The 20234-nt window shown below is 38.6% G+C and carries 20 protein-coding genes; 6 read left to right on the top strand and 14 right to left on the bottom strand.

Annotated features, from left to right (window positions below; genetic code table 11):
* Window positions 1–33: 33 nt before the first annotated feature.
* Window positions 34–1425 (top strand): aldehyde dehydrogenase family protein, encoded by a 1392-nt coding sequence (locus OQ268_RS04480; protein ID WP_265854902.1) that lies wholly within the window; start codon window positions 34–36, stop codon window positions 1423–1425.
* Window positions 1426–1464: 39 nt separating this feature from the next.
* On the top strand, window positions 1465–1992 hold the full coding sequence (locus OQ268_RS04475; RefSeq protein WP_265854901.1) for a YfiT family bacillithiol transferase: 528 nt from the start codon (window positions 1465–1467) through the stop codon (window positions 1990–1992).
* Between the two features lie 21 nt (window positions 1993–2013).
* Here the strand turns inward: OQ268_RS04475 and OQ268_RS04470 are convergent, their stop codons facing one another.
* From OQ268_RS04470 to OQ268_RS04435, 8 genes are all read right to left on the bottom strand, one after another.
* Window positions 2014–2736: a MauE/DoxX family redox-associated membrane protein gene (locus OQ268_RS04470; RefSeq protein ID WP_265854900.1), complete on the bottom strand. Its 723-nt coding sequence runs from the start codon at window positions 2734–2736 to the stop codon at window positions 2014–2016.
* A 276-nt stretch (window positions 2737–3012) separates the two neighbouring features.
* Complete coding sequence (ygiD, locus tag OQ268_RS04465) at window positions 3013–3837, bottom strand: 4,5-DOPA-extradiol-dioxygenase (protein ID WP_265854899.1); 825 nt, start codon at window positions 3835–3837, stop codon at window positions 3013–3015.
* A gap of 20 nt (window positions 3838–3857) precedes the next feature.
* Window positions 3858–4439 (bottom strand): YceI family protein, encoded by a 582-nt coding sequence (locus OQ268_RS04460; protein WP_265854898.1) that lies wholly within the window; start codon window positions 4437–4439, stop codon window positions 3858–3860.
* A gap of 155 nt (window positions 4440–4594) precedes the next feature.
* A complete protein-coding gene (locus tag OQ268_RS04455; RefSeq protein WP_265854897.1) occupies window positions 4595–5155 on the bottom strand; it encodes a helix-turn-helix domain-containing protein in 561 nt (186 codons plus the stop codon).
* Entirely contained in the window at window positions 5155–5655 is a 501-nt protein-coding gene (locus OQ268_RS04450; protein ID WP_265854896.1) for a DUF3347 domain-containing protein, read from the bottom strand. Before OQ268_RS04450 ends, OQ268_RS04455 begins: the two co-directional genes overlap by 1 nt.
* Before the next feature lie 8 nt (window positions 5656–5663).
* Window positions 5664–6476 (bottom strand): hypothetical protein, encoded by an 813-nt coding sequence (locus OQ268_RS04445; RefSeq protein ID WP_265854895.1) that lies wholly within the window; start codon window positions 6474–6476, stop codon window positions 5664–5666.
* Window position 6477: 1 nt separating this feature from the next.
* On the bottom strand, window positions 6478–7014 hold the full coding sequence (locus OQ268_RS04440) for a heavy-metal-associated domain-containing protein (protein ID WP_265854894.1): 537 nt from the start codon (window positions 7012–7014) through the stop codon (window positions 6478–6480).
* A gap of 87 nt (window positions 7015–7101) precedes the next feature.
* On the bottom strand, window positions 7102–7506 hold the full coding sequence (locus OQ268_RS04435; protein ID WP_265854893.1) for an HYC_CC_PP family protein: 405 nt from the start codon (window positions 7504–7506) through the stop codon (window positions 7102–7104).
* Window positions 7507–7602: 96 nt separating this feature from the next.
* Here OQ268_RS04435 and OQ268_RS04430 point away from each other — a divergent pair, with 96 nt between their 5' ends.
* Complete coding sequence (locus tag OQ268_RS04430) at window positions 7603–8322, top strand: peptidylprolyl isomerase (RefSeq protein ID WP_265854892.1); 720 nt, start codon at window positions 7603–7605, stop codon at window positions 8320–8322.
* Window positions 8322–9089, top strand: coding sequence for an exodeoxyribonuclease III (locus tag OQ268_RS04425; RefSeq protein WP_265854891.1), 768 nt, complete (start codon window positions 8322–8324; stop codon window positions 9087–9089). Before OQ268_RS04430 ends, OQ268_RS04425 begins: the two co-directional genes overlap by 1 nt.
* Before the next feature lie 33 nt (window positions 9090–9122).
* On the opposite strand, the gene OQ268_RS04420 is transcribed toward OQ268_RS04425, so the two are convergent.
* The 4 genes from OQ268_RS04420 to efp (OQ268_RS04405) all read right to left on the bottom strand — a co-directional run bounded on the left by OQ268_RS04420 (window position 9123) and on the right by efp (OQ268_RS04405) (window position 11377).
* Entirely contained in the window at window positions 9123–9281 is a 159-nt protein-coding gene (locus OQ268_RS04420) for a hypothetical protein (protein WP_265854890.1), read from the bottom strand.
* 10 nt (window positions 9282–9291) lie between these two features.
* The gene (locus tag OQ268_RS04415) at window positions 9292–9852 is read right to left on the bottom strand and encodes a 5-formyltetrahydrofolate cyclo-ligase (protein WP_265854889.1); all 561 of its coding nucleotides are present in this window, start codon (window positions 9850–9852) and stop codon (window positions 9292–9294) included.
* Window positions 9853–10158: 306 nt separating this feature from the next.
* A complete protein-coding gene (gene efp / locus OQ268_RS04410; protein WP_265854888.1) occupies window positions 10159–10719 on the bottom strand; it encodes an elongation factor P in 561 nt (186 codons plus the stop codon).
* Between the two features lie 97 nt (window positions 10720–10816).
* The gene (efp, locus tag OQ268_RS04405) at window positions 10817–11377 is read right to left on the bottom strand and encodes an elongation factor P (protein WP_265854887.1); all 561 of its coding nucleotides are present in this window, start codon (window positions 11375–11377) and stop codon (window positions 10817–10819) included.
* Between the two features lie 301 nt (window positions 11378–11678).
* Between efp (OQ268_RS04405) and OQ268_RS04400 the strand changes: the two genes are divergently transcribed.
* Window positions 11679–12929, top strand: a complete 1251-nt coding sequence (locus OQ268_RS04400) for a 6-bladed beta-propeller (RefSeq protein ID WP_265854886.1) — start codon at window positions 11679–11681, stop codon at window positions 12927–12929.
* 4 nt (window positions 12930–12933) lie between these two features.
* Window positions 12934–15744 (top strand): TonB-dependent receptor, encoded by a 2811-nt coding sequence (locus tag OQ268_RS04395; RefSeq protein WP_265854885.1) that lies wholly within the window; start codon window positions 12934–12936, stop codon window positions 15742–15744.
* A 92-nt stretch (window positions 15745–15836) separates the two neighbouring features.
* Here OQ268_RS04395 and OQ268_RS04390 read toward each other — a convergent pair whose 3' ends face one another.
* Window positions 15837–18422 (bottom strand): phosphoenolpyruvate carboxylase, encoded by a 2586-nt coding sequence (locus tag OQ268_RS04390; protein ID WP_265854884.1) that lies wholly within the window; start codon window positions 18420–18422, stop codon window positions 15837–15839.
* Window positions 18423–18683: 261 nt separating this feature from the next.
* Window positions 18684–20231: a DHA2 family efflux MFS transporter permease subunit gene (locus tag OQ268_RS04385; protein ID WP_265854883.1), complete on the bottom strand. Its 1548-nt coding sequence runs from the start codon at window positions 20229–20231 to the stop codon at window positions 18684–18686.
* Window positions 20232–20234: the final 3 nt, after the last annotated feature.

Below are 20234 nucleotides of genomic sequence, written 5' to 3'. Positions count from 1 at the left end.
AGTGAGACTGTTACGGTTGGCAAATAAATTGACATGGAAAATACGATAAAATCTGTTTTCAACTTACAACAGCAACATCAGTTTACCTTGCGTGAAACCGATGCTAAAATCCGTGCAGGTAAATTAAAAAAACTGAAGCATGTTTTAGTTGCAGCCGAAGAGGAAATATTTGCGGCATTAGAGAAAGACTTGCGGAAAAGTAAGTTTGAAACTGCTGTCACCGAATTATACTTTATCTACGCAGAGTTAGATCATGCAATTAAAAATGTAAAGACTTGGATGAAACCTAAGTCGGCCGGCAGAACCATGACAAATCTGTTTGCCAGGAACAGAATCTACTCCGAGCCGAAAGGTGTTTGCCTGATTGTAGCACCCTGGAACTATCCCTTCCAGTTGATTATGAGTCCGCTCATCTCTGCAATTGCCGCAGGAAATTGTGCCATAATAAAACCTTCAGAGCTTAGTCTGCATACCGCAGCGATAATTGCTAAATTAATTAAAAAAGCCTTTGAACCAGAAGAGGTAGCCTGTTTTGAAGGCGATGCAGAAGTTTCTACCGCATTGCTTAAACTGCCGTTCGACCATATTTTTTTTACAGGCAGTATTGCAATTGGTAAAGTTGTAATGGAAGCGGCTGCTAAAAACCTCTCTTCAGTAACCTTAGAGCTCGGTGGTAAATCGCCGGCCATGATCGATCGAAGTGCCAACTTAAAAAAAGCAGCAGAGAAAATTGCCTGGGGAAAGCTGGTTAATGCTGGCCAAACCTGCATTGCCCCAGATTATGTTTTAATTCCCGCCGAACTGGAGCAACAATTTATTGAACATTACCAAATAGCAGTATTGAAAATGTTTTTCAACGGGAGCGATATTAATCTTTCGGTTTATGGCAAAATCATCAACGAAAAACAATTTCAGCGACTCGATCATTTGATCAATAACGCTATTGCAGACGGCGCCAAGATTACCTTTGGCGGCGAACGCAATTCCGATACGCTAACGATTAACCCTACCGTTTTAACCCAAGTTAACGGTAACAACGCCGTGATGCAGGAAGAAATTTTCGGCCCGATATTACCCATCATTACCTATAACCATTTGGATGAAGCCATTCATTTCATCAACACAAAAAATAAGCCGCTATCGCTTTACATTTTTTCTGAAGACAATGGGAATGTAGATGAGATTTTAACCCATACCAGCGCCGGTGGTACATGTGTAAATGATGTACTGGTGCATATTAGCAACCCTAACCTACCTTTTGGAGGGGTAAATAGTAGCGGTATGGGCAGTTGCCACGGCATTTATGGCTTTAAAAATTTTACCCACGAACGATCGGTAATGTTTCAGTCTAAATTTGGCTTAACTAAGCTAATTTATCCCCCGTATAACATGGCCTTGTTAAAATGGCTAAAAAAAGTCATGTAAATGATCAAGTGATTTTGTTGTAATAAGTATTTTAGTGCCATGGATATCGAAAAACTCAAATACCCAATTGGTCAGTTCAGCATGCCCGATCATTTCGACATGCATCAGGCCTTGCAATGGATAGGTGAAATTGCCGAGTTGCCGGCTCAAATCGCCCAGGCGACTGGTAGCCAAAATGCGGAGGCCCTTAACCAGGTTTACAGGCCAGGCGGTTGGACCTTGAGGCAAGTAGTACATCACCTTGCCGATAGCCACATGAACGCATATATACGCTCAAAGTTAATTGTTACAGAAGATCATCCAACAATAAGGCCATATAACGAAGCATTATGGGCAGAGACAAAAGAGGCCAAAACCGGCGATATCCAAATGTCGGTGGAACTGTTAAAAAGCATTCATAACCGCTGGGTAATGTTTTTGAAAAACCTCCCCCTGGAAGACTATTCCCGCACTTATTTTCATCCGGCGGCGGGCAAAAGTTTTAGTTTTGCATATCTGTTGGGTATGTACGCGTGGCACGGTAAGCACCACCTGGCGCACATTACGCAAACGCTTTCCAAACGTTAGCAGACGCAACTTCGGCAGGCGCTACATTAACAACAACATTGCAGCGCTCATGGCAATCATTACCGAATCTTCTACTATGGTTACCGTACTCATGGGGAGATTAAAAACCGCCCCCAAACATGCACATTGAATTTTTTTCTTGTTTAAAACACTTTCAATTACGCCGATAATACTGATAAACATCACAATTAAAGTGATCCAGTTTACCAAGGCGGGCATCAAATTAAGCGCAAAACTTATCCCTAAACAAAGCTCAATAAAAGCGTAAACATAGCCCCACGCACCAAATTTCTTGGCTATCACATCATACATAGCGTAGCTCTCTGCAAAGGCTTTCAAATTCAGGAGCTTAAAAAAAGAAAAAGTTAAGAAAAAGCCTGCCATGAAAATCCGCATAAAAAGCATCAAACTTATCGACCCATTCTGCCACGATACGATGAGTGAAACCATCGTTACGTAACCAAAAATGAGTAAAATGGGCTTATATGTACTTATCCAGGTCTGCGAATCATCAACTACTTGCTCTTTTAAAAATGCAGAAATCTGGTATTTGCTTTCCTCGCCGCCAAGCGCCCGTTGTAACTCGGCCGTCTCAATATGTTTGTTCATACTAATTGTGGCAGCTTGATTTTCTTTAGATACCTCAACGGCAGTTACCTCCGGCAAAACCAAAAGTTTGCTTTTAACAGCGCTTTCGCAGCCGCCACAAGTCATCCCTGTAAGCTGATATTGGTGTGTCATCATAAACAAATGTAGGTGTTAAACCTGCTATGTTTCTTACAGAATAACCATTAAATGTTGTAAAATTTTAAACTTTACAGCATGTTTTCTTGAAAATGAAGGTTCATATCGCTTCGGCAATTGTAGCCCCGCTTTTCCTCCAATCTTTTTTTGCAGTTGGTGTGCCGTTATTACTATCGCTATGTTGGCTATGCTGTGTGGGGCGTAAACGCGGCAGTAATAAAAAAGGATTTCCGTACTATCGGGTTTAGAAACATCAGCTTGCAGGTTTTGGCCAAGTTAACCGACCAAAACCGAGGTCATGGTTAAGGAACCACCAACCGCATTATCATTAAAAAACGATACCTCATCTCGTTCGGTGGTCAACCCTAAAGTGTAAATTAGTGGCAGGTAGTGCTCTGGTGTTGGAATAGCCAGCATTGCGGCCGGTCCAAGGTTTCGGTAATCAATTAGCGGCTTATGGTCGCCGTTTAGAATTAGGTTTTTAAATTGATCATTAATCTCGTGTGCCCAGTCGTAACCGCCTCCGTTAATCATATCCCAGTTTACCATCCTTAAGTTATGCACCATATTACCGCTTCCAATAACCAAAACGCCCCTTTTGCGCAGGGCATAAATTTCTTTTGCTAGTTCATAGTGGGCCTTCGGCGATTTTGTATAATCAATGCTCAACTGCAGTACAGGGATATCAGCATGAGGGTACATGTGGCGAACAATCGTCCATGTTCCATGATCGAGGCCCCAATCGTGGTCTAAACCTACATCGGTACTGTGCACCAATGCAGGAATGGTTGCCGCAAGTACTGCATCTCCAGGTGCCGGGTACTGCACATCAAAAAGTGCCTGTGGAAAGCCACCAAAATCGTGAATGGTGCTTGGAAAATCCATCGCTGTAACAAAAGTACCGTGTGTATACCAGTGTGCAGAAACAACAAGAACGGCTTTCGGTACAGGAATGTGTTTAGCCAAGTCTACCCAACTTTGGCTAAAAGCATTATTTTCTATGCCATTCATCGGCGATCCATGCCCAATAAAAACCGTAGGCATTAAATCCGTTTGCGGCAAATGCTGGGTAAAGTTTCTAAATTGAAATAATGTTGACATGTTGGGCCTAACCCTATAAATTATTTAGATTGTACAAATTCAAGGTTTAATTTAATGGTAACATCTTTAGCCACACCCGCACCAGTTGGATCGTACTTAATGTTATAATCTAAACGATTAATGGTGGTAGTTGCGCCAAAACCTGCTTTTGTATTTCCTTGTTGGTCTTTAGCTGTGCCCCCATAAACTACGTCGAATTTTACTTCCTTCGTTACATCCCTAATGGTAAGCTTTCCTGTTAGTACATAGTTGTTATTGGCTTTTCCTGCTACTTTTTTGAAAGAGGTGCTTTCAAATTTCATTGTAGGATATGAATTTGCGTTAAAGAAGTCATCGGTTTTTAGGTGGTTATCTCTCATATCCACGCCAGTTGTAATGCTGTTTACATCAACCATAAAATTAATTTTGGCATCAGTTAAATCTGGTTTGCTTGCGGTAATCGTTCCATCAAACTTTTTGAAAGAGCCATCTACAAAAGAAATACCCATGTGCTTTACCGAAAAGTTAACAAAGGAATGCATTGGATCTATCTTCCAGCTGGTTTGTGCAAACGATGCAATACTAATTGAAGAAACAACTAGAAATAGGAATAATTTTTTCATGATATTATAAATTTTAAGAATAAAACAAACATTAGAATGTAACCACACTTTAGCTAAAGCATTGGTCTATTTAATTCAAAAGTACAATTATCTAGAAAGGCATTGTATTGATGTATGGTAAGAAACCTCTAGATAGCTATTGCTGAGCTACTCGCTTAGATTTCATCCAAGGTTTTACGCTTTTCTATCGCCTGCATTTTATATGCCGAAGGTGTAAAACCCGTAATCTTTTTAAATTGAGCAGAGAGGTGCGCCACACTACTATAATGAAGCTGATATGCTATTTCGCTTAACGTTAATTCCCCATATGTAAGCATTTCTTTGGTCTTTTCTATTTTCTGAGCGATGAAATATTTCTCAATAGTTTGTCCTTCTAGATCAGAAAACACAGCACTAAGTTGGGGATATTCGATATGCAGCTGTTGGCTGAGGTATGTTGAAAGATTAACGTTTAATTGTCCGGTGGAATAATGAACTAAATTGATAATCGTTGTCTTAACCTGTTCTGCTATTTGCGTTTTCCGATCTTCCAGAAGTTCAAATCCAAATGATTTAAGTTGCTCAGCTATTTGCCGCTTTTCTTGGAAAGATAAATCTTCACTTAACGACACTACTCCTAGTTCCACTAAAACAGGGTTAAAGCCAAGCCTCTCGAGCTCGGCCTTAACCACCATTTTGCAGCGGTTGCATACCATATTTTTGATATGCAGTTCCATTATTTCGAAGTTATTGTTTCCGAAACATCCCCACAATCGAACATCATACTTCCATAATATGGGTTTTCAATTGCTTCCTTTTCATTTAGCCAACTTGCCTTAGCCATAGGGCAATGCTGTATGTAAACTGTTGCGTTGTTAAACTTGATGTTTTTGACGGTTTTAATCATAGCATAAGAAATACCCTCGAAAGATTTTCGCTGTGCTTTTAGATCTTTCCCGGCAGCCAATTCAGTTGCTTTTGCCTTCATTATTTTTGCCTGCTCCATCCACAATGCGTGTTGGTTTTCAGGTAAACTTTTATGCGGAACGGCATCAACTTTAGCCGAAAGTGTTTTTACTTTCGCCTTGGCAGCAACTGCATCATCTGCTGCTAAAGCATTTTTTACATCATAATAAGTGCCTAATAGTTGATTAAACGCCTTATTGGTGTTGTTTTGAGCGAAGGTAATGTTTGTGGTTATAATGGTTAAAACCATCATCAATAGTGTTCTTTTCATTTTATTTATTATTTTAAAACATTAAAAAAGTTAAATTCTGCCCTTAACAGGTACATGTTTTTGGTGTACCGATTGGCCATATTGCCAAATGCCTGAAAACGGTAACCCAAATCAATGCGTGTGGTGCTATTTAAGATGACTTGCACTGCCGGGGCTAAATCTAGATAACTCTGACCAGTTCCTGGATCGGTCTTGCCTAGCATTTCAAAATACAGGTTAAAATTAGGGTCGGTATAATTTTTATAAACCACTGGTAAAACCAGGTAACCAGAAGAAAGGCTATAAGATAGCATGTTGTTTGGCTGCGGTGCACCGATAATTTGTTTATCTAAATCCTTAAATGCATGTGCATAGCTTAACGTTGCTGAAAGTGCCAACTTGTGCAAGAGCTGGGTAAAAACCAAACCACCCTGAATGCCACTATTATCCCCTTCGAGATTAATATCCCTGAAAAAGGTAGATCGCTTACTTGTGCTGAGCCTTCCAAATGCAGCAGCCCTGAAATGACTTTGCGCATCATCAATAGAAAGAAACCGGTATTTAGCATATAGGCTACCGCCTTCCAAACGGTAAGTTCCATCCATATCAGAGAGAAATGCCTGCGCATGCATCATTAAGTTTTTATTAAACCCGAACATTACCTCGGGAATGGTTCTACTTACAAAACCCGGGTTGTTGAACATACCCTCATTGGTAATGCGCACCCCGATAGACTTGGTCGGCATATTACTTGCAGGCTCGGTAAAAACGTAAAGCTCTTGTCCATAAACACGGCCAAAAATACTGGCTAGAACCAGCATTAGTATTAGAAACCGTTTCATCTTAAGAAAGCACTAGATGGTAAACACGCATTTTTTTGCCATTTACCATTGCTGTACCGCTGGCATAGGCATCAGAATTAATAGACCCGGCTTGCTTTTTAAATACAGCCCCAGATACAAAGTTCTTATCTACCACAGCTGCCTTTACCGTTCCTGTTAACGTTTTGTTTTTTGCGTTTACGAACCGATATACTTTTCCATCTACAATGGCCTGCCCTTTATCATCGATCTTCACCTGATTAAACGTGAAATCGGCGGTAAGTCCTCCTACCGAAAAACCAGCATCCTGTACCTTTTTACGGATCAGATCTATATTAATGTCGGCTCCTTTTTTAAAAGTTAGTACAAATAAATTTTTATTTAAATCTGGTTTAACTTTATTGATAAAGCCAAGGGTTTCTAGTGATTTTTGAGTTGCGTTTGAACACATGGAGCAGGTTAAACCTGTTACCTGTAAATCTGCAGTTGAGATTTGTTGCGCAGATACCTGAACGGCAAATAAAAGCATGATAATGCTGAATATATTAATGGTTTTCATTATTTTTTTGAATTAGAGTGTAAGAAAAAATGTACTATCAAGCTTCTGTTACACGCAAGAGAACGCGAACAAAGCCGATAATTAATCCTAATTCCGAAAAATACAGTTGAAAACGTGGAGGGCAACCTTTATATATTGCGGGGGTGCTTTATTGGGAATTTGACTTGGAAAAGCTAAGCTGGTATCGCCAAAAAAAGCGGAAACAGGAGGATGTACAAAAAGCTGAATAGCAAATAACTTTGGCATCTCTGTTTTTGCTGCGGTTTGGTGGCTATCTTTAACCTTTACGGTTACTTGGGTGTTTTTACAACAGCCATCATCCTTAATTTTTTCTGCAGGGATATCTTTACACAGCGAGCAGGCAATTTCGTTGCTAAACAACTTTACGTTTGCCAGTTTACCACCACAGAAGTGCAGACTTAAAGCCAAACCCATCACACTAACCGCATAGAATGCGGCCAAAGAAAGTGCTATCTTTTGTCTGAACTTCATCAGCACAAAGGTAGGTTAAAAAAAATTAAAGAATAAGTAGTCAATATTTATTCAATTTCATTTTTTAAGTTAATTTAGCCCGAAACACTATCAACAATGAAGAAATTACTGTTTTTTCTATGCACTTTTTCTGCACTTACTGTTTTCGCGGCCAAGCCAAAAAACCAGTATGTTGAAATTAAAACATCATTTGGAACCTGTATTGTGAAGCTTTATAACGAGACACCATTACACCGAGATAATTTCTTGAAATTGGCCAAAGCAGGGTATTACAATGGCACATTATTTCATCGGGTGATTAAAGCATTTATGATACAGGGTGGCGATCCGGATTCGAGGCAGGCGAAGCCCGATTCATTGTTGGGAAACGGCGGACCAAAATATACCATCCCTGCAGAATTTAGAGATAGCCTATTTCATAAAAAAGGGGTTTTAGCCGCAGCGAGAGATAATAACCCTGAAAAGGCATCGAGTGGAAGTCAGTTTTACCTGGTGCAAGGAAAAATATTTACTGATGAGCAGTTGAACAGTGTGGAACAAAACCGGCTTAACTTTAAGATTCCGGTATGGCAGCGTGAAGTGTATAAAACCATAGGTGGTGCGCCACATTTAGACCGTAACTATACTGTTTATGGCGAGATTGTAGTGGGTTTGGCTATGGTTGATAAAATTGCCGAGTTGGCGACAGATAAAAACAACCGTCCGAAAGAGGACGTAAAAATGGAAATTAAAGTATTAAAAAGAGGTGCAGCCAGAAAGTTGGAAAAGCAACTTAAAAATGGTGGGCTGAAAGATAATATGGTAATGAAGTCGTAATGAAAATTATCTCTTATAACGTTAATGGTATTCGTGCGGCAAGCACTAAGAATTTTTTTGGTTGGCTCCAAGCTACCAATGCAGATATGGTTTGCCTGCAGGAAGTAAAAGCATTACCAGTTCAAATCCCTGAGATTATTGCCTTAATTGAGCAATTAGGCTACCACCATTATTGGTTCCCGGCAGAGAAGAAAGGATATAGTGGTGTAGCAATATTAACCAAAATTAAACCCAATAACGTTGTTTATGGGTGTGGTGAATCATGGATTGACCAGGAAGGTAGAATATTAAGAGCAGATTTTGGTGATTTTTCTTTAATGAGCCTGTACATGCCATCGGGTTCTAGCGGCGATGAAAGGCAGCTAAAAAAGTATGCCTTCATGCGTTTTTTTGATCAGTACATTGGCCAATTGCGACAGGAAATTCCGAATTTAATTGTTAGCGGAGATTACAATATCTGCCACACACCGATGGATATTCATAACCCGAAATCGAATGCAAATTCATCGGGGTTTTTACCGGAGGAGCGGGAATGGATGCAGTTATTTTTAGAGAACGGATTTATCGATGCTTTCCGCCATTTTAATAAAGACCCGCACCATTACACCTGGTGGAGTTACCGTGCCGGTGCCCGGGGTAAAAATTTAGGCTGGCGTATTGATTACCATTTGGTTACCCGACCGTTAGAAAACCGCTTGAGAAGCGTTCGTATTTTACCAGACGCTATACATTCTGACCACTGCCCTGTTTTGCTAGAGATAAGCTAGGTTTCGTTGTGCCTAGGTTACAACAGGTTGGTGTTATAAATGCTCTGCCTCATATTTCTCGCCGGCTTTAAGCATCATTTCAATTTGCTTTAAATCTGCAGCGGTTGGTTCTTCTTTCTCTTGCAACTCGAACACGGCAATCATATTGTCTTCGTATTGTTTTTCTGTTTTGATTACAATTTCTTCTGGCATGATTGCAAAATTAAAATTTAATAATTTGTGTTGGGGTAATGCAACAGTTTAGTTTAATATCGTGCTGGTCAACATCATCTATTGAATCTATTGCTTGCAACAAAGATAAGCCTATTTTTTTAGCATTTAAATTTCCAAGAAATCGATCGTAAAAGCCCTTTCCGTAACCTACGCGGTAACCACGTCTATCAAACGCTAAAAGTGGCACTAGTACCAGATTCACCTCTCCGTGATAGATTTGATCGGTTTGAGGTTCTAGAATACCATAGCCACTTTCTTGGAGCGCTTCTACGCCAAAATATTCGTGGTTTGTGATCGACGATGTTTTGAAATCGGCTTTTGGCAGGATGATTTTAATATTTGGATAATTGATATGAAGCCAGTTTATTAACAGAAAAGTATTGGGTTCTTTTTTCTCGATGATGGGTAGAAAGGTATGAATAGCATAGATGTTATTAAAATCCAACGTCGAAAATTGATGCAGAAGTTCATTGTTTAGCGATGCATATTCCACATTATTAATCTGCAATCGTTGCTTTAAGGCATGTTTTCTAGCGTCGGCTTTTAGCATTTTTTAAAGTTTTTGTAAAGATAAACAATAGATTTTAGCTTGGCTTTTTGCTGAGGAATGGAACATAGCTGCAGGAACTTGATTAATAAACCCGATAGCAGTGTATGCCAATTGGACAGTTACCGAAGTTGCTAAAAATACGCAAAAATCCAATTGGCAGCAACGAATAGCGGGGCTACAGTAAGCGAAGCATTACAAACTTTCATTTCCAAAAAAATTAGTCAGCTTGCTACTTTGCCATACCTTTTAAAACAAAAAAAACCTCTAAAGTTTAACTCTAGAGGCCTTTTTAACTATATAAATAGCTTATTTTACACGCTCAACATATTCGCCGGTACGTGTATCTATTTTAATTTTATCGCCTTGGTTTACAAACATGGGCACTTTAACCTCAACTCCATTCTCTAAAGTTGCCGCTTTCAAAGCATTTGTAGAGGTATCGCCTTTAACAGCTGGCTCTGAATAAGTAATTTCGAACTCAGCAAAGTTTGGCAACTGGCCCATAATGGCTTCTTCGCTTTCCATAGAAACGATTACGCTCATGCCTTCTTTTAGGAATTTGATGGCCGAACCAAATAATGCTTTATCTACGTTATATTGTTCATAGGTGTTATTATCCATCACCACTAAATAGTCGCCATCTTCGTACAGGTACTGGTAATCGTTGGTTTCTACGCGGCAAATTTCTACTGCTTCATCTGTATTCATACGGGCTTCTACAATTCTTCCCGATTTGATGTTACGAAACTTGCCTGTATAAAAAGCGCCACCTTTACCTGGTGTACGGTGATTCCATTCGTCTACAGTAACCAACTCGCCGTTTACACGCAGGATGTTACCTGTTTTAATTTCTGATGCTTTTGCCATATTGTGTTATCCTAAGTTGGATTTTTGATTCTGATTTTTGTGTTGGCAAAGGTAAAATTATTTTGATAAAAACCTATAAAGCCAACCGCTATTGAGCCTACTTTACACGCTCCATATAATCGCCTGTTTTGGTATCTATTTTTACCTTATCGCCTTGATTGATAAACAGGGGCACTCTAATTTCTGCACCGGTTTCTACAGTGGCATATTTTTGTGCGCTGGTAGAAGTGTCGCCTTTAACCGCCGGCTCTGTATAGGTAATTTCGAGCTCCACGCTGTTTGGGAGTTGCGCTACAATGGGCTCGTCGCTCTCGAATGCAATGGTAACATTCATTCCCTCTTTTAAAAACTTAAGGCTATTACCAAATAACATTTTTGGGATGTTGTATTGTTCAAATGTATTGTTGTCCATCACAACCAAATAATCGCCATCTTCGTAGAGATACTGGTAATCGTTTGTTTCTACACGGCAAATGGTTACTTCTTCATCGGTACGGAAACGATACTCTACAATTTTCCCTGTTTTTACGTTGCGCATGCGGGCTTGGTAAAATGCCCTTAAATTACCAGGGGTGCGGTGAATATATTCTTCAACACTAACCAACTCTCCGTTAAAACGAAGAACATTTCCGCTTTTTACTTCAGATGCTTTTGCCATTTTCTATTTGAATACTTTTTTAAGAACCTCAAAGTTAAAGAAATCCCTGTTGAATTGGAAGCGGGGGGAAATGAAAAAGTGCGTTTAACCACTGCTTTGGTAAAATGAAGGCGCACCTGCCGATTATAATTCTAAGCAATGTGATTAACGTATTGCATAATCTGAGCGCATTTATAAATGATTGCAAAGAAATAGACGGTAGCGAAATAAATGTCTATATGACTTTTAATCTAATTTTGCTATTTTTAAAACCTTAACGATAAAGTAATTACAATAGAAACTAAAAATCGAATACGTTTTCATGCTAATCTCACGCTCTCTGGCATTTTCAGGCCTTCTCTCTCTCACTACATCTTTCGCATTCTCGCAGACCGGTGTAATTGATAGCTCAAAAACCGTAACGTTACGTATAGATCCTCAAAGTGCCCGTGGTGCATCAGTATCACAAGTTTTTGACGAGGTTAAATTTGTTCCTCTAGAGACAACTAAACAAAGTTTGTTCGGGAATATTTCTCAACTGAAAATTTTGGGCAGCAAGTTTTTAATTTATGATCATGATACCCGATCGGTTTTGGTTTTTACGGACAATGGAAAATATCTAACAAAGATCGATGCAACTAAATTACAGACAGATGAAAATGATAAAGAGAAAGCTGTAAACCATGGATTTTCTCTTTTTAAAGAGAACCAAATAGAATACATTGCCATCTATACGGCTAACAACATACAATTATTTACACTAGATGGCAAATTCGTAAAAAAGAGTAAAAAGTTTGAGGATTTTCGTTCTGAAGAATCTTTGGCTAAAGGCGAGGTAATAATTAAACATTTTGCTTTTATTAAAACCGGAAAAGATAGTACCATGTATAGTATCTCTACCATTAATAAAAAAACAAAAGACACTTTATCTTACTTTAAACTTCCGCCTAAATTCTTTGATGATGATGATTGGTATGGCGAAGAGGACGTGAATAAATATTCGGACACTGAAGCTTTCTACACGAAGTATTATGATTACAAACTTTACAAGCTTATGCCAAATAAAATGGAATTAGCTTACAAATTTATTTTTCCTGCCATAAATACGCTTCCAAAGGATTTTATTACTAATCCAATCTATGTCAAAAAGAGATTTGAATTCTTTAGAAACAACCAAAAGATTTTACATGGCATTGGTAGCAGTTATCTTGTTGGAGACTGTCTATATCTAAGACTACTAAATGTTAATTATGATAAAGACCAGAAGAAAAATTTAATATACAATACTAAAACAACTGAGCTGTTGTCTCTTCAAGATCTGGAGCCGGATAGCCTTTCGAACTTTCTACCGATCATAGACTCTGGCCTTTCGTACGATTTTGCCAACCATGGATTTCTTGCCTATGAAAACGACCAATTTTATACCAGCTACTCTGCATTAGCGCTATTTACATTTAAGGAAAGAAATGCGGATAAAAACATACATTATCCAGCTTTGCTTGAAAATTATTTTAAAACTAACGATAGAAAAAGCAATCCCATTATTATTATTCTGAAGCCAAGAAAAAACTAAATCCATGCGCACTCACCTCTATCTCATTTTAAGCATTATTTGCTTAGGAACAAGCTATTCTTTTGCCCAAACCCAAGCGCCAACCCCATTAGGATCGGTTAAAGGAATTGTTAGGGATACCGTACACAAATATGTACTCAAATCGGCAACGGTTTCTATTTACAAAGCGGATAATACCGTTATCAACTACCAGTTAAGCAATAACTATGGCGAATTTAAATTTAGCAACTTGCCAATAGACAAACCACTTCGCTTAGATATTAGCAATGTTGGTTATCAAACCATTCAAAAGAATATTATTATTCCAAAAGGAGAAACATTGTTGGATCTGAAGACTATTATCATTAATCCACAAGACGTTAATTTAAAAGAGGTAACTATTACTGTTCCGCCTATATCATACAATAATGATACCTTGGAAATAAATGCCATTGCATTTAAGCTTGATACGAATGCTACCGTTGAAGAACTTTTGAAAAAGGTTCCAAATATTACGGTTTGGGGTGATGGAATTATAACGGTAAACGGAAAGGAAGTAAAACAACTAACCGTAAATGGGAAAAGTTTTTTTGGTGGCGACAACAAGATTGCGCTTCAAAATATCCCCAAAAATGCCCTTGAGAAGATTCAGATATTTAATACGGCCGATAGAAATAAGCCTTTAGATAGTAATTTGGTTGCCAACTTAAAGTTGAAAAAAGGTAAAGACCGATCTTATTTCGGCAAAATAAGTGCTGGATATGGCACAGATAATCATTATCAGCTTGATGGCAACCTCAACTTTACTACGCCGAAACTGCAGCTTTCTGCTATTGCAGCAGTTAATGATATCAATAAAATCTCGAACGATATTAATACTTTGATTAGGAACAGTACCTATAAAGGCGTTGGAACTTCTGTAGAATACCAATCAGATTTTAGCCAGGCCGGAGTGAATAAAGCTAATGTAGCGGGCGCACAGATGACTTACAATTTTAAACCTGATAGTAAAGAGTGGAATAATAAAAGTTCTTTAACAGCAGATTATTACTTCAGGAATATTGCGTCGACCAACATTAACGATTCGCAAACCGCAACCACTATTGCAGATAATATACAAGTTTATTCTAATAGCAATAGCAACTCATCCAATACGAGTAATAGGCATAGTTTTAATTCCATTTACAATTATCAAAACAAACAGCATACGCTCAGTTTTATCCAGCTTCTTTCGTTTGAAGACGGGGGAAATGTTAATGCAAATATTAGGAATGCGCAAGATAACGACTTTAAACTTACAAGTACAAATAACAGTATTTCGCAGAGTAATTACATCGGTTCGAATTTTACACTCAACACGTCTTACGACCTCCATAACTACGAAAACTGGAAACAGCGTTTCAACTCATTGCGTGCTAGATATAGCCTAAATGTATCCGAGCGTGATAATGATCGGATTGAATCTACTGAATTTCGAGATCTATTAAATGCCGCCAACAACAAGGATTTCAATCGTAAATACCAAACCAATAGCAAAAATTTAACTCAAAGAGCGTCTTTAGCATTTCCAAACCTTAAAACGCTACTCTTTGGTAACGATAACTTAACAGGATTCGCCCTCGAAATTGGGGGGGATTTAGACTTTGTTAATAAGAACGATGAGAACATTGTAGAAGATTTTGTAAATGGTAAGTACCAGCCAAATGGTTATCTCACCAATCGCTTAGAAACTGAGGATGTCTTCTTTAAGCCCGCTATTACATTAAGCAAATCTTTTTACAAAAGACTAAGCAATCGCTATAATAAATCTTTAAACATTTCCATTACCGCAGCACAGCAACTTATTACGCAGAACAATAAATCAGACCGCTCCTTTCAAAATTTTAAGCGTGACTACAGTAGCTTCTTACCCTTTATCAATATAAATTTTGTAAACTCACAAACGGGGAGTTATCAAGAACAATTAAGTTTAAATTTTCGAGTCCAGGTAACACCACCAACTATTTATCAACTAGCGCCCTTGGTAGATAGTACAAACCAATATTACATTCAAAGAGGTAATTTCAATTTAAAAGCGGAATCAACCCGATCGGTGAATTTTTATTTTTCTCATGACGATATGAAAAGTAAAAACACACTGAATTTCAATATAAGCAGTTCGGCCGGGGTAATCGAAAACGACATTGTAGATAGCACGTTTATAGATGAGCAGAACAGGAGAACGGTGTTTTTAACTAATGCAAATGGCAGTAAATATGTGAATGCAAATGGGAGTATTCGCAAATCTTTCAAACTGAAAACGAGCGAATTGCAGTTAGCTTACAATCATTATTCGAGTTACACTACAAATCCAACATATACCAATTCGTTGTTTATTTTTTCAAAAAATTTTTATACAAATAATGCTATAAGCGCCACCTATACTTATAAAGATAAGCTAGGCATCGAAACCAGTCAACACATTAACACCAGTTCGGCAAAACAAGAGGCTTTAGGAACCAGTTACAAGAATATAAATTTAACTACCTCATTCAGTGGAAACTACAATTTTACTAGAAAGATATCGCTAAGTAGTAACCTTAAATTCAATAACAATAACCCCTCTCTTGGCGAAACGGTAGCTTTTACGATTTGGAATGCCAGTGCTACCTATCGATTTACAAAAGGCAACAATGCTGAAGTAAAATTCTCTGCCCTGGATTTGCTAAGGCAAAATCGAAGTATATCTAATTATGCTAGTGTAAACAGTTTTACTACAAGTTCGAGGAATGTTTTACAACAGTATTTTATGGTTACATTCTCTTATTACCCCAGAAAGTTTGGATTAAAAAAATAATTTGGCAGAACTTCTTTACTGGCACCTTGTTCTCGAAATAAAAAAGTCTGTACCAAGTTTATGATACAGCCTTTTACAAATCTTTAAAATTTTTATGCCAGGTTTCTTCCGGCATTTACAATTCCAAAAACGGTACGAACCGCCAATTTTTCTAAAGCGGTTTGATCTTTCTCGGTTTGATCATGCTGCAATTTTTCCAGTGCAAAATGCTGAATTAAAACCAATGGAAGGATAATGCGCTCGCGTGTGGCTATAGATTTTTTATCAACCGGATAGTTGGCCATTAAAACATCCTGACCTGATAATTTAAGGAGCATTTTCTTGGTAAGTTCAAACTCATTGTGCAATTGTGTCCAAAAGGCGCCAAACTCTTTATCATTTGCCAAATGGGCGGTAATTACAAAGTCAGATTTGCTCATGCTCATCATACAGTTATCAACGATGGTTTTAAGGTAATCCGAATCTTGGTACACCTTTACCACTTTATCCCAGTTACCAGCATCTTCCTGATTTTTCATGGCAGCACCCATACCGTAAAAACCAGGAACATTTTGTTTAAGCATGCTCCAGGCCGTAACAAAACTAATGGCCCTTAGATCTTCTAATTTCATTTCACCCCCACCGTTACGCTTAACCGGCCTACTGCTAATATTGGCTTGAGAAAGCAATTTCAGTGGCGAGAGTTTCTCTAAATAACTCACAAATAGCGGATGTTCTCTTAAATCAACAAATGCTTTATATCCATCTTCGGCCATTTCATCAAGTAGGGAATCATTTTCAGGATCGAGCAGAACATTGTGTTTTTCTTTTAATCCGGAAGTTAAACCTGCATTAATCAGCTGTTCGATATTAAACTCAGCGCTTTCAATAGATCCGTATTGCGAGCTGATGGTTTGACCCTGAACAGTTAGCTGCATATTTTTATTTGCAATTTCCTTGCCCATTGAGGCGTAGAAACGGTGAGTTTTACCTCCACCACGTGCAGGTGGCCCGCCCCGACCATCAAAAAATGCGAGCTGAATGTTATGTTTTTTTGCCATCGCCGTTAACGATGTTTTGCCCTTAAAGATAGACCAGTTGGCCATTAAATACCCTCCATCTTTTGTACTATCAGAATAGCCCAGCATAATATCTTGCTTATTGCCGCGACTAGCCAAGTGCGCCTTATAAAATGGGTTGCTATACAATTTATCCATAATCTCTGCCGCACCTTTTAAGTCGTTTACCGTTTCAAAAAGTGGAACAAAATCAATTGTTAGGTTATCTTTACTCCATCCATTCCATAGGAAAAGTTCGATGAGCTGAAGAATATCGCTAGCCTGTTGACAGTTACTGATAATAAAGCGATGGCAGGCTTTTTCGCCATTACGCTTTTGGATCCCTTTAATTTCTTTAATTGTTTCGATGGTATCTTTGGTTAACGCATCTGGCTCGGTGGCATATACAACCGAAGCCTCTTTGAAAGAAATTAAGTTTAGTTTCTCCTGCTCGGAAAGGGTATCATAGTTTGCCGGATACAGCGATGAAATGGGCTTATTCTGGCGGCAATAGGCGTGTACATTTCTCAGCACGCGACTATCCTGACGAATATCCAAAGAGGCAAAATAGTTTCCATAAAGATCTATTTTGCGGATTAAATCGTTAACCAAATCCACAAACAATCCATCGTGCTCCCGCAGCAAGGTGTCTTTGATCTGGTTCAGGTTTTCCTTTAATGCATTAGAAATATCCTCGTCCTCACAGGTTTGATCAAAAGCATTTTTGTATAATACATCATGAAGTGTAGCGATGTTCGCTTCAACTCCCCTAAATGTAATCCGGCGTTTAATAACCCTGAAGTCTCTGTAATAGCATCTAAACAGAATCTGGCGCAACATTTTGGAAACTTCCAGCGTGGTATCTGAGTGGATGTTTGGGTTTCCATCTCTATCGCCACCTGGCCAAAAGCCCAACTCCAGAATCTTTTTCGTTTCCAGGTTATATTCGTCTAATTTCTGATCTATTTCCTCCTGGATATTAGCTGCAGCGAAATAAAACGTATTTTCTAAAAACCAGGCTAAATTCAATGCTTCATCTACGGGTGTAGGCGATTTTTTATTGAAGAATGGCGTTTTACCTAATTGCTGCAACAAAGAATTCATTGCGGTAATATCGTTATCGCGAATGGCTTTGGTTAAATCTGTTATAATTGCCAATACGCTGCCCGGATAAAACTGCGTGGGGTGTGCCGTTAACACTAACCTCAGTGATAATTCATCTATCAACTTCTCTACTTTAGCCAGCATGGGTTTATTGTCGGCATTCTTTTGTAAGATAAATGCCAGCGTACTTTGCTCCTCTGTTGTATTCAGTTTTGTAAAGGAAGCATCTTCTACGGCATCAAACAATACCACTTGTCGCTCTATATATTGGATAAATCTAAAAAGTAAATCTATTACATCTTTCTGTTCTGTATAGCTGGTATACTTTGCAAAAAATTCCTCTATAATTTGAGCAGGTTTCTGTCCGCCGGCAATTCCTTCTTCGCAACTTTTAAAAAACAATGGCAACAATGTTCCAGTATCTTTAATTTTATAAAAAGGAAGTGTTAAAAACAGGCTGTTAAAAAGTTCGAACTTCGAGATTACCTCGTTGTTAAAAATGGATTCACGCTGTGTAGTTAAACGTAGTTTAGGCATAGCTTAAGCAATAGTTTTGTATACGGTAATACTACAAAAAATGCATAAGGTATAAAAATCAAACACCTACAATTTGGAAAATTGTAGAATAAATTTTAATTTTAAAATCTTATTTGGCTGCTATGTAGCTAAGTAAGAACATTTGCAATGTTTAAGGGCATTGCATTGATTGTTAATTTTTTGGGTTAAAACAGCCGATGTAATAAAATACAACGGCTGTTTTTATTTATTGACATTTATTCTGCCTATTTGTTGCAAAGTTTAATGCACATCGGTAGGAATATTTGTATTTTTCTTAAATTTCTGCAGATACAATAGTGGTATTGAGAATAGCATAATTAATCCCGCTACCCAGTAAGCATCGTTATACGTAAGCAAGAGCGTTTGCTTAATTACGGAGCCCTCGATGGCTTTCATAGCCATCAACTTTGCATCTATAAATGATGCCCCTTTCGCCATAAAATTACTTGTTAAGGCGTTAAGCTTTTGTAAAAAAGCAGGGTTGTACTCGTTTATATTCGTAAGTAGGTTACTTCTGTGGAAGCCCTGCCTAACATGGATTAAGGTTGTAAGGGCGGCAATACCAAAAGAACCCCCCAACTGCCTGCTCATGTTGTTTAAGCCAGATCCCTGACCAATTTCTGGCCCAGTTAAATCTTGCATGGCCAATGTGGTAAGTGGTACAAACAAGAAAGCCATACCAAAGCCTCTTATTACCAAAGGCCAGAAGAAATCGCCTGTGCCAGATGCGAGTGTCGATTTACTCAACATCCAACAGAAAACAAAGAACAAAAGCATCCCTCCGGTAGCCATAAACTGCGCCGGAACACCTTTTTTTAGCATAATACCTATAAAGGGCATCATGGCGATAGTACAAACCCCTCCTGCTATAAACAGTTTACCCGTTTGTAATGGTGTAAAGCCCAACAGGTTTTGTGCAAACACCGGAAACACGAATACCGAGCCATATAAACCAAAGCCTAAGATGAAGGAAGTGAACATCCCGATAGAGAAGCTTCTTTTCTTCATGATTTTTAGATTCACAATAGGATGATCGGTACTGGTTTCTCGCCATATAAATAGCAATAAACCAAATACAGAAAGTACAGCAAGGGCGGTAATGTAAGGGGTAGAAAACCAATCTTCGCTTTCTCCTTTTTCTAAAACGGTTTGTAAGCTACCTACGGCTACGGCTAACAATCCAATGCCCCACCAATCAACTGGTTTCCCTTTTCCATCCTTGGGGGTTTCTCGAATAAAGGTAATGGTACAATAGGCCGCCAAAATTCCGACGGGAATATTCACGTAAAAAATCCAGGGCCAATCAGCTATCTCCAGAATGTAACCACCAATGGTTGGCCCTACTGTTGGCCCTACCACAGCACCCAGCCCAAATAATGCTGTTGCGATACCTACATCTTCACGCGGCCAGGTTTCTATTAATATGGCTTGCGCTGTTGAAATTAAACCACCGCCAGCAACACCTTGTAGTATCCTAAAAAGGATTAACTCATTCAATGAAGTGGCGTTACCACATAAAAATGATACGAGTGTAAATACGATAATCGAGGTGAGGAAATAGTTTTTACGTCCAAAACGGCTTCCTAGCCACCCAGACATAGGCAAAACAATAACGTTAGCTACGGCATAACCTGTAGATAACCAAGCAATATCCTCAAGAGTTGCGCCAAGGTTACCTTGTATTTGAGGAATCGCCACGTTTACAATTGTGGTATCAATCAACTCCAGCAGTGAAGCAGTGATTACCGTAAACGTGATGATCCATTTTTTTAAACCTACTTCGGCCATTAT

The organism is Pedobacter sandarakinus (assembly GCF_026240095.1).
GTDB lineage: Bacteria > Bacteroidota > Bacteroidia > Sphingobacteriales > Sphingobacteriaceae > Pedobacter > Pedobacter sandarakinus.
This window is presented reverse-complemented; position numbering and strand designations above follow the sequence as displayed.